The organism is Blautia sp. MSJ-36 (assembly GCF_018917985.1).
GTDB lineage: Bacteria > Bacillota > Clostridia > Lachnospirales > Lachnospiraceae > Blautia_A.
The window spans coordinates 37,556-47,042 of sequence record NZ_JAHLPQ010000025.1 but is presented as its reverse complement, the minus strand read 5'-3'; the positions used below and the strand labels follow the sequence as shown (position 1 = coordinate 47,042).

Sequence of the window (9,487 nt, the reverse complement as noted above, 5' to 3'; positions counted from 1 at the left end):
GCCAGCCTGTGAAAAGCAGTGCAAGAGGCGGGCCCTCTCAGTGCGCCTTCCGGGCGCAAGCAGGGATGAGCCCCTTATAGGGGCAGTGCAAACCACCGGCTAAGCCGGTGGTTATGATTGCTGTGATTGATTTTTAAAAAGAAATCCTGTATAATACCAAACTGTAATATTGTATCATTCAGCGGATTGAAACGTACGCTGTGAATTATCAAGATAAGTCAGGAGGATATAAATACATGCGAGTCGATGCGGACGATTTTGCCCGACCTTGCAGCTGCGGGAGGGAGCACCACATAGACGTTAAGGAAATTGTAATTGAATCAGGAGCTATCGGGAAACTGGAAGAAGAAATGTCAGACGGAGATCTGAGAGAATACATTTCCCCGCTTCTGATCTGTGACACAAACAGTTACAAGGCAACAGAGGAACTGATGGAAGATATCTACGACCGGTGCCAGGTGCTGATCCTGGATGCCGAAGATCTTGAGGCAGATGAACGGGCTGTGGAAATTGTGGAGAATTATATGGAAGAGGACATTGATCTCGTTCTTGCGGTAGGCGCAGGTACGATCCATGATCTCAGCCGGTTTGTGGCCCATCAGTACCGGATTCCTTTTGTCTCTGTGCCCACCGCAGCCAGTTCAGACGGATTTACTTCTACAGTAGCAGATATGACATGGAATGGTGTGAAAAAGACAGTAGCAGCATCTGCGCCACTTTTTGTTTTTGCGGATATGGACATTTTTGCAAAAGCACCGAAGAGACTTACCGCTGCCGGTGTGTCGGATATTCTGGGAAAATATATTGCTCTGGCAGACTGGAAAATAGCCAGTATTCTTTCGGAAGAGTATTACTGTGCAGAGGTGGTAAATCTGGAAACAAGAGCTGTCCGGACTGTGAAGGATAATCTGAAGGAGATTGCGGCTGGCGAAGAAGAAGCATGTGAGAAGCTGATGTACGCCCTGGTGCTGTCAGGGCTTGCCATGCAGATGACCGGGAGTTCCAGACCTGCATCCGGAGCAGAACATCATCTGGTACATCTCTGGGATATGGAAGTTGTGAACGGGCATCTGGATGCGCTCCACGGTGAAAAAGTTTCCGCGGGAACCATGCTGGTACTTCTGGAGTACAAGAAAATTGCGGATGCCATCCGAAGAGGAACCTGCAAAGTCCATACCTGTACAGAGGAAGACCAGGAACTCCTTAAGGAGACTTTTGGAAAAAAAGGGATTCTCGGAGCACTCGAAAAAGAAAACACTCCGGAACCTCTGGATGATGTGAGCACGAGAGAACTTTCCGATGCGCTTCCTAAGATCCTTAAGATCATTGACGCGCTTCCGGCAGTTACAGATATGCAGGAGATGATGAATACAGCCGGATGTGTAAGTAGAGTCCGGGATGTCGGACTGCCAGGCGAGGTGATCGAAGAGAGTCTTTTGCTTGCACCGTATACAAGAAGAAGGCTGAGTCTTTTAAGACTTCGAAAGATGCTCACATACTGATCAGAAAAAGATCACAATAAGTTCTGTTGACTTGGCATAAATTTCAGGAAAGGCAGTGAGGAATGGTTTGATGAGAGTAGGAATGGGATATGATGTACATAAGCTGACAGAAGGCAGAGATCTGATCCTTGGAGGGGTAAACATTCCCTGGGCAAAAGGTCTTCTTGGCCATTCCGATGCGGATGTACTGATCCATGCGATCATGGATGCGCTTCTGGGAGCTGCGGCTTTTGGAGATATCGGGAAACATTTTCCGGATACAGATCCTGCATATAAGGGAATTTCCAGTGTGAAACTTCTGGTACATGTTGCCGGGCTTCTGAAAGAAAACGGTTATGCGGTGGGGAATATTGATGCCACGATTATTGCCCAGAAGCCAAAGATGGCACCACATATTCCGAAGATGAGAGAAAACATTGCAAAAGCACTTGGAATTGAAATATCACAGCTGAATATCAAGGCAACCACAGAAGAAGGCCTTGGTTTTACAGGACAGGGAGAGGGGATTTCTTCTCAGGCGATCTGCTCCCTGTATAGAATCGGGAAATTGGAGGAAGAGTAACATGAAGATTTTTAACACACTCACAAGAAGAAAAGAGGAATTCGTACCTCTGGAAGAGGGCAAAGTAAAAATGTATGTCTGCGGACCTACGGTTTACAATCTGATCCATATCGGAAATGCCCGTCCTATGATCATTTTTGATACAGTACGAAGATACATGGAATATAAAGGATACGAGGTTAACTATGTATCCAACTTCACAGATGTGGATGACAAAATTATCAAAAAAGCCATTGAAGAGGGTGTTTCCGCAGAGGAAATTTCCACCCGCTATATCAAAGAGTGCAAGAAAGATATGGCAGACATGAATGTAAAACCTGCCACAACCGCACCTCAGGCAACACAGGAGATCCAGGGCATGATCGACATGATCCAGACCCTCATTGACAAGGGATACGCATATCCGGCAGCTGACGGAACCGTATATTTCCGTGTAAAGAAATTCAAAGAGTACGGCAAGCTTTCCCACAAGAACCTGGATGATCTCCAGTCTGGTTTCCGTTCCCTGAAGGTATCCGGCGAGGATCAGAAGGAAGATCCGCTTGACTTCGTACTCTGGAAACCGAAGAAAGAGGGCGAGCCGTCCTGGCCGTCACCGTGGTGCGACGGACGTCCTGGCTGGCATATCGAGTGCTCTGTCATGTCCAAAAAATATCTTGGAGAAGAGATCGATATCCACGCAGGCGGAGAGGATCTGATCTTCCCACATCATGAGAATGAGATTGCACAGAGTGAGTGCTGCAATGGCAAAATTTTTGCAAGATACTGGATGCATAACGGTTTCCTGAATATCGATAACCGCAAGATGTCCAAATCTCTCGGAAACTTCCGTACTGTACGCCAGATTGGTGAGCAGTATGATCTTCAGGTTCTCCGTTTCTTTATGCTGAACGCACATTACAGAAGCCCGCTGAACTTCAGTGCGGATCTGATGGAAGCAGCCAAGAACTCCCTGGAGCGTATCCTGGAGGCTGCAGGCAAGCTCAGCGATCGTAAAGACAATGCGGCAGCAGAAAATATCACAGAGGAAGAGCTTGCACTTCTCAAAGAGGCAGAAGGCTTTGTTACCAAATTTGAAGCTGCCATGGATGATGATTTCAACACTGCAGATGCACTTGCTGCCATCTTTGAGCTTGTTAAATTTGCCAATACGAATGTAAACGAAAACAGCTCAAAAGAATTTGCGGCAGGTCTTTATGAGGAACTTTTCAAACTCAGTGATGTGCTGGGACTGAAGATCGAGAAGAAAGAGGAAATCCTTGATAAAGAGATCGAGGATCTGATCCAGGAGCGTCAGGCTGCAAGAAAGGCGAAAGATTTCAAGAGAGCAGATGAGATCCGTGACGAGCTTCTGAAAAAAGGTATCATTTTGAAAGATACAAGAGAAGGTGTGAAATGGCAGAGAGCTTAAGGGAGCTTAAAGAGCTGTTTGATCTCAAAGACGCAGATCTTCGGACCTATTCACCTCTGACACTGGCCTATATCGGGGATGGTGTTTATGAACTGGTGATCCGTACCATCCTCGTAAAAAGAGCAAACTGCCCGGTAAACCGTCTCCACAAAAAAGCCAGCAGTCTTGTAAAAGCGTCCGCGCAGTCGGGTATGATGGAGATCATTGAACCGCTTCTGACAGAAGATGAAAAAAGCGTATACCGGAGAGGAAGAAACGCCCATTCCGCTACCATGGCCAAACATGCGACCATGGCAGATTACCGGCGTGCCACAGGTTTTGAGGCGCTGATGGGATATCTTTATCTGAAAGAGGATTTTTCAAGGATACTGGAGCTGGTCCACGCAGGACTTGAGAAGGAGGAAGTTTAAAGTGACTGAAATGATAGAAGGAAGAAATGCGGTACTTGAGGCATTTCGTTCTGGCAAATGTGTTGATAAACTGTTTATTCTGGATGGCTGCCAGGACGGTCCGGTCCGTACCATCGCAAGAGAAGCCAGAAAACATGATACCATTGTAAAGTTTGTTCCGAAGGAACGTCTGGATTCCATGAGCGAGACAGGTGCACATCAGGGCGTAATCGCGCAGGTTGCAGCCTACGATTATTCCACAGTGGAAGATATCCTGAAAAAAGCAGAAGAAAAAGGGGAGCCTCCTTTTATTATTCTTCTTGACAATATTGAGGATCCCCATAATCTGGGAGCAATCATCCGTACCGCCAACCTTGCCGGTGCCCATGGAGTAATTATCCCGAAACATAGAGCAGTAGGTCTGACAGCTACTGTCGCAAAGACTTCTGCCGGTGCACTGAATTATACACCGGTTGCCAAGGTTGCCAATCTTGGACAGACTATTGACGAGCTGAAAGAAAAAGGAATCTGGTTTGTGTGCGCGGATATGGACGGAGAAGTGATGTACCGCCAGAACCTGACAGGACCTATCGGTCTTGTGATCGGAAATGAAGGAAATGGCGTCAGCCGTCTTGTAAAGGAAAAATGTGATTTTACTACCGCGATCCCAATGAATGGAGACATTGATTCCCTCAACGCTTCTGTAGCAGCAGGAGTGCTTGCATTTGAGATCGTGAGACAGAGAATGGCAAAATAACAGATACAGCTTAAGCTGCTCGGAGAAAAAATGTGCCGATATAATGAGACAGAGGACGAAGTTCTCATCCAGAGACTTCGTGCCGGAGAATCCATGATTGCAGATTATCTGATGGAAAAGTACAAAGGTCTGGTCAGAAAAAAAGCAAGAGCCATGTTTCTTATTGGCGGGGATACCGATGACCTGATTCAGGAAGGTATGATCGGGCTGTTTAAAGCAGTCCGGGATTACCAGCCTGACCGGGAATCATCCTTTCAGTCTTTTGCGAATATGTGTATTGACAGACAGATCTACAGTGCGATTAAAAGTTCGAACCGTCAGAAACACCAGCCGCTGAATACGTATATATCCTTAAGTGACAGGGAAATGGAAGAAAATCTCAGAGATTCCTGTACGGAACATGATAATCCGGAAGCAATCCTGATTGACCGGGAAAATGTAACAGCGCTGAAAGAAGAAATGAGAAAGAGCTTAAGTTCTATGGAAAATCAGGTGTTTCAGCTGTATGTTGCAGGAAACGGCTATGTGGAGATCGCGGAAATTCTGGGCAAAACGCCGAAGGCTGTTGACAATGCCCTGCGAAGAATCCGCAAAAAAATGAAACGCTGTTTTGGAGAAAGTTAATTCCCCTCTTTTCTTTTGGATATAAAAGTATTAAAATGATGTTAAAAACAGCGGAACAAGAAAGGAGACCAATTATGGCAAAGATCAATAAATACTGGGGACTGGTTGCAGTAGGAGCTCTTACCGCGGCAGCAGCAGGAGCTATTGCAGCGATCATATCCAGAAAATCTGTATGTGAAGACGATTTTGAAGATGACTTTGACGATCTCGATGATATTGAAGAGGACGAGAAGAAAGAAGAAAAAGAAGAGAAGGAAGTTTTCCAGGACTGGGACAAAACTGCATCTGAGACTGTAGAAGTTTCCAAAGAAACAGAAGAGGATGCAAAAGAAGCACCAGCTGAGGAAGAAGAGACGGAAGCGGAAACAGAGGAAGCTGCAGCGGATGAGGCAGAAGAAAAAGCAGAAGAGGCAGAAGAGTAAAAAATAGAGAAATCCCACAGAATTGCCGGATGAAGCGAGTTCTGTGGGACTTTTTTTGTTTATAATAGTATTTAAGACAAAAAAATAAAGCTGCTGACGGGAATCGAACCCGTGACCTCCGCCTTACCAAGGCGACGCTCTACCGACTGAGCCACAGCAGCTTGTTTCGCGACGTTTGTGCCGCTCACAGTTGATTATATTATCAGATGAGTAGAGAATTGTCAACATATATTTTGTAAATTTTTTTATTTTTTTTCGTGCAGATAAATTTTTTAAAAAACTTTCAAAAACTCCAAATTTATGATAAGATAAAACATCAGGACGATATCTAGGAGGGAGAATCATGGACAACGAGACAGTTTCCAAAAACTTTATTGAGAATATTATAGACAAAGATCTTGAAGAAGGCGTTTATGACACTGTGCATACACGTTTTCCACCGGAACCGAATGGTTATCTTCACATCGGACATGCAAAATCCATTCTGTTAAATTACGGACTTGCAAAGAAATACAACGGAAAATTTAACCTTCGTTTTGATGATACAAACCCGACAAAGGAGAAATCCGAATTCGTAGAATCCATCAAAGCTGATGTAAAATGGCTTGGTGCAGACTGGGAAGACAGACTTTTCTTTGCCTCTGACTATTTTGACCAGATGTATGAGGCTGCTGTGAAGCTGATCAAAAAAGGCAAGGCTTTTGTCTGCGATCTGACTGCAGACCAGATCCGTGAGTACAGAGGAACTCTTACAGAACCAGGTAAAGAGAGCCCGTACAGAAACCGTACTGTAGAAGAGAACCTTCAGCTTTTTGAGGAGATGCGCGAGGGCAAATACGGAGACGGTGAAAAGGTTCTCCGTGCAAAGATCGATATGGCATCTCCGAATATGAACATGCGTGACCCGGTTATCTACCGTGTAGCCCGCATGACGCATCACAACACAGGAGACAAATGGTGCATCTATCCGATGTATGACTTTGCCCATCCTATCGAGGATGCGATCGAAGGTGTGACCCATTCCATCTGTACTCTGGAGTTTGAGGATCACAGACCGCTTTATGACTGGGTTGTAAAAGAACTGGAGTATCCACATCCGCCGAAGCAGATCGAGTTTGCAAAACTGTACCTTACAAACGTTGTTACAGGTAAACGTTACATCAAGAAACTTGTTGAGGATGGAATCGTAGATGGCTGGGATGATCCGAGATTGGTATCCATTGCTGCACTTCGCCGCCGTGGATTCACACCGGAATCCATCCGTAAATTCGTAGAGCTCTGTGGTGTTTCCAAGGCTAACAGCTCTGTAGACTATGCAATGCTTGAGTACTGCATCCGTGAGGATCTGAAACTGAAACGTCCACGTATGATGGCAATCCTTGATCCGATCAAGCTTGTGATCGACAATTATCCGGAAGGACAGGTTGAGTACCTGGAAGCTCCGAACAATATGGAGAACGAGGAACTTGGAACCAGAAAGATCCCGTTCAGCAGAGAACTTTATATCGAACGTGATGATTTCATGGCAGAGCCGCCGAAGAAATACAAACGTCTCTATATCGGAAATGAAGTCCGTCTTATGAATGCATATTTTGTAACCTGTACAGGATATGAAGCAGATGATGACGGAACAATCCGTGTGGTTCACTGTACTTATGATCCGGAAACCAAGGGTGGAAACGCACCGGACGGACGTAAGGTAAAAGGAACCATCCACTGGGTAGAGGCATCCAATGCAGGCAAGGTTGAGGTAAGACTTTACGAGAATATCGTAGATGAAGAGAAAGGTGTTTACAATAAAGAAGACGGATCTCTCAATGTAAATCCAAATTCTCTTACCGTGACAAGTGCTTACGTTGAGCCGGAACTTCTGAAAGCAAAAGGTTACGACAGCTATCAGTTTGTCCGCAACGGATTCTTCTGTGCAGATATCCATGACTCCAAAGAGGGTGCACCGGTATTTAACCGTATTGTGTCTCTTAAGAGCTCTTTCAAACTGCCGAAGGCATAAGATCAAAACTGTAAATCATATATAACAGACAGTACGCCGGGATGTACAGATATCCCGGCGTATTATATTTTATGATCTGGAAGAAATTCTCTTTTGACAATTCCGGTTGCACCTCCTTCCGTAAAAGGTTATACTGATAACACAGAAAGAGAGGAATACACATATGAAAAAGATCGTGCTTGCTTCCGCGTCTCCCAGGAGGCGGGAGCTTTTGAGCCAGGTGGGAATCACATTTGAGGTAAAACCTGCCAGTGGTGAAGAACGCATCACCAGCACAGAGCCTTCGAAGGTGGTTGAGGAACTTTCCTGTCAGAAGGCTATGTTTACCGCACATGCACTGGAAAAAGAACAGGCGGATGATCTGGCGGATATTCTTATAATCGGAGCGGATACCATAGTCTCCTATGAGGGAAAGATCCTTGGGAAACCTTCAGACCCGAAAGCAGCAGTGGAGATGCTGAGTATGCTGCAGGGAAACACACATCAGGTATATACGGGTGTGACAGTTCTTGTAAGAGAAGAGAAAAACTGGAAAATTCATACGTTTCATGAATGCACAGATGTAATTTTTTACCCGGTAACAAAGGAAGAGATCGCAGAATATGTAAATAGTAAAGATCCCATGGATAAGGCAGGAAGCTACGGAATCCAGGGCGCCTGGGGAGCTTATGTGAAAGGGATCCGCGGTGATTACAACAATGTAGTCGGACTGCCGGTGGCAAGGCTGATCTATGAGACAAAGAAACTGGGAATAAACCTGAGAGGATGAATGACAAAATGATAAAAGCTTGTATTTTTGACCTGGACGGAACAATTGCAGATACGCTGGAATCCATGGCATATGTGGCAAATGAAATCATGGAGAAATTTTCCCTGAAGCCGCAGCCGGCAGACAATTTCCGCTATTACAGTGGAGAAGGCGCAGACATGTTGATAAAAAGATGCCTGATCGATGCAGGAGATCCGGAACTGGTCCATTACGAAGAAGTCCGGGAACTTTACCGCAAAAAGTTTGATGAAGATCCCCTTTATAAAGTTGTACCATATAAAAACATGCCGGAAACCCTTCAGAAACTGAAAGATGCGGGACTGAAAATGGCAGTATGCTCCAACAAGCCACACATTGCGGCACAGAAAGTCGTAAAAGCAATTTATGGAGATACTTTTGACGAAGTAATGGGACAGCAGGAGGGAATCCGAAGAAAACCGGCCCCGGACGGTCCGTTAAAGATTGCGGAAGAATTCGACGTGAAACCGGAAGAATGTATGTATATCGGAGATACAAAAACAGACATGCAGACAGGAAAAGCAGCCGGAATGTATACCGTAGGTGCGCTCTGGGGATTTCGTGGACGCAGGGAACTGGAGGAAAACGGCGCAGATATTGTGGCAGATAAACCGATGGATCTTTTTTCTATATATCAGGAGAAAAATAATAAATAAAGGAGGATTTTTAAATGTACAAAAAAGAATATGTCCAGACATTTCTGGAAAAACAGGGACAGCTCTTTGATGAGCCTGTAGCAGATGATTTTGAAGAGGCAGAGGCATTTCTGGAAGACTGTATGGCAGTTGTTCTGGATTCTCTGAAAGATGTAAAAAAATATCTGGATGGAATGGGCGCAGATGTGGAAGGTCTTTCCCTGAAAGAACTGGAAGAAGAGAGTGAAGTATTTAAACTTCCGGATGGAAAATATATGATTGTTGAAGGCTGATGGAAAAATATGTCGGAAAACAGGAATTACATCCCCGAAAATTAAATATGGTAAACTTACATCAGCAAAGAAAGGTCTGCAAAAATCTGACAGA

At 45.0% G+C, this 9,487-nt stretch carries 11 protein-coding genes and 1 tRNA gene; 11 read left to right on the top strand and 1 reads right to left on the bottom strand.

Annotation, left to right across the window (positions count from 1 at the left end; translation table 11 throughout):
* Positions 1-236 precede the first annotated feature (236 nt).
* From KQI39_RS13945 to KQI39_RS13915, 7 genes are all read left to right on the top strand, one after another.
* Positions 237-1,502, top strand: a complete 1,266-nt coding sequence (locus tag KQI39_RS13945; RefSeq protein WP_216419070.1) for a sn-glycerol-1-phosphate dehydrogenase — start codon at positions 237-239, stop codon at positions 1,500-1,502.
* A gap of 70 nt (positions 1,503-1,572) precedes the next feature.
* Positions 1,573-2,064: a 2-C-methyl-D-erythritol 2,4-cyclodiphosphate synthase gene (gene ispF, locus KQI39_RS13940; protein ID WP_305840273.1), complete on the top strand. Its 492-nt coding sequence runs from the start codon at positions 1,573-1,575 to the stop codon at positions 2,062-2,064.
* A 1-nt stretch (position 2,065) separates the two neighbouring features.
* Positions 2,066-3,475, top strand: coding sequence for a cysteine--tRNA ligase (cysS, locus tag KQI39_RS13935; RefSeq protein WP_148447702.1), 1,410 nt, complete (start codon positions 2,066-2,068; stop codon positions 3,473-3,475).
* Complete coding sequence (locus KQI39_RS13930; RefSeq protein WP_216419066.1) at positions 3,460-3,885, top strand: Mini-ribonuclease 3; 426 nt, start codon at positions 3,460-3,462, stop codon at positions 3,883-3,885. The genes cysS and KQI39_RS13930 overlap by 16 nt, the downstream gene beginning before the upstream one ends.
* Positions 3,886-3,895: 10 nt before the next feature.
* On the top strand, positions 3,896-4,621 hold the full coding sequence (gene rlmB / locus KQI39_RS13925) for a 23S rRNA (guanosine(2251)-2'-O)-methyltransferase RlmB (protein ID WP_118064413.1): 726 nt from the start codon (positions 3,896-3,898) through the stop codon (positions 4,619-4,621).
* 30 nt (positions 4,622-4,651) lie between these two features.
* On the top strand, positions 4,652-5,245 hold the full coding sequence (gene sigH, locus KQI39_RS13920) for an RNA polymerase sporulation sigma factor SigH (protein WP_216419064.1): 594 nt from the start codon (positions 4,652-4,654) through the stop codon (positions 5,243-5,245).
* 74 nt (positions 5,246-5,319) lie between these two features.
* Entirely contained in the window at positions 5,320-5,667 is a 348-nt protein-coding gene (locus KQI39_RS13915) for a hypothetical protein (protein WP_216419062.1), read from the top strand.
* 88 nt (positions 5,668-5,755) lie between these two features.
* On the opposite strand, the gene KQI39_RS13910 is transcribed toward KQI39_RS13915, so the two are convergent.
* A tRNA-Thr gene (locus tag KQI39_RS13910) sits at positions 5,756-5,828 on the bottom strand.
* Between the two features lie 182 nt (positions 5,829-6,010).
* On the opposite strand from KQI39_RS13910, the gene KQI39_RS13905 reads away from it, so the two are divergent.
* From KQI39_RS13905 to KQI39_RS13890, 4 genes are all read left to right on the top strand, one after another.
* Positions 6,011-7,678, top strand: a complete 1,668-nt coding sequence (locus KQI39_RS13905; protein ID WP_216419060.1) for a glutamine--tRNA ligase/YqeY domain fusion protein — start codon at positions 6,011-6,013, stop codon at positions 7,676-7,678.
* A gap of 163 nt (positions 7,679-7,841) precedes the next feature.
* Complete coding sequence (locus tag KQI39_RS13900) at positions 7,842-8,447, top strand: Maf family protein (RefSeq protein ID WP_216419059.1); 606 nt, start codon at positions 7,842-7,844, stop codon at positions 8,445-8,447.
* Between the two features lie 8 nt (positions 8,448-8,455).
* Entirely contained in the window at positions 8,456-9,121 is a 666-nt protein-coding gene (locus tag KQI39_RS13895; RefSeq protein WP_216419056.1) for an HAD family hydrolase, read from the top strand.
* 14 nt (positions 9,122-9,135) lie between these two features.
* Entirely contained in the window at positions 9,136-9,393 is a 258-nt protein-coding gene (locus KQI39_RS13890) for a glyoxalase (protein WP_148447716.1), read from the top strand.
* Positions 9,394-9,487: the final 94 nt, after the last annotated feature.

Excerpts from the sequence above, each read along its gene's own strand:
- KQI39_RS13930 (WP_216419066.1), top strand. The coding sequence starts at position 3,460 with ATGGCAGAGAGCTTAAGGGAGCTTAAAGAGCTGTTTGATCTCAAAGAC.
- KQI39_RS13945 (WP_216419070.1), top strand. The coding sequence starts at position 237 with ATGCGAGTCGATGCGGACGATTTTGCCCGACCTTGCAGCTGCGGGAGG.
- KQI39_RS13895 (WP_216419056.1), top strand. The coding sequence starts at position 8,456 with ATGATAAAAGCTTGTATTTTTGACCTGGACGGAACAATTGCAGATACG.
- cysS (WP_148447702.1), top strand. The coding sequence starts at position 2,066 with ATGAAGATTTTTAACACACTCACAAGAAGAAAAGAGGAATTCGTACCT.
- KQI39_RS13915 (WP_216419062.1), top strand. The coding sequence starts at position 5,320 with ATGGCAAAGATCAATAAATACTGGGGACTGGTTGCAGTAGGAGCTCTT.
- rlmB (WP_118064413.1), top strand. The coding sequence starts at position 3,896 with ATGATAGAAGGAAGAAATGCGGTACTTGAGGCATTTCGTTCTGGCAAA.
- KQI39_RS13900 (WP_216419059.1), top strand. The coding sequence starts at position 7,842 with ATGAAAAAGATCGTGCTTGCTTCCGCGTCTCCCAGGAGGCGGGAGCTT.
- KQI39_RS13890 (WP_148447716.1), top strand. The coding sequence starts at position 9,136 with ATGTACAAAAAAGAATATGTCCAGACATTTCTGGAAAAACAGGGACAG.
- KQI39_RS13905 (WP_216419060.1), top strand. The coding sequence starts at position 6,011 with ATGGACAACGAGACAGTTTCCAAAAACTTTATTGAGAATATTATAGAC.
- ispF (WP_305840273.1), top strand. The coding sequence starts at position 1,573 with ATGAGAGTAGGAATGGGATATGATGTACATAAGCTGACAGAAGGCAGA.
- sigH (WP_216419064.1), top strand. The coding sequence starts at position 4,652 with ATGTGCCGATATAATGAGACAGAGGACGAAGTTCTCATCCAGAGACTT.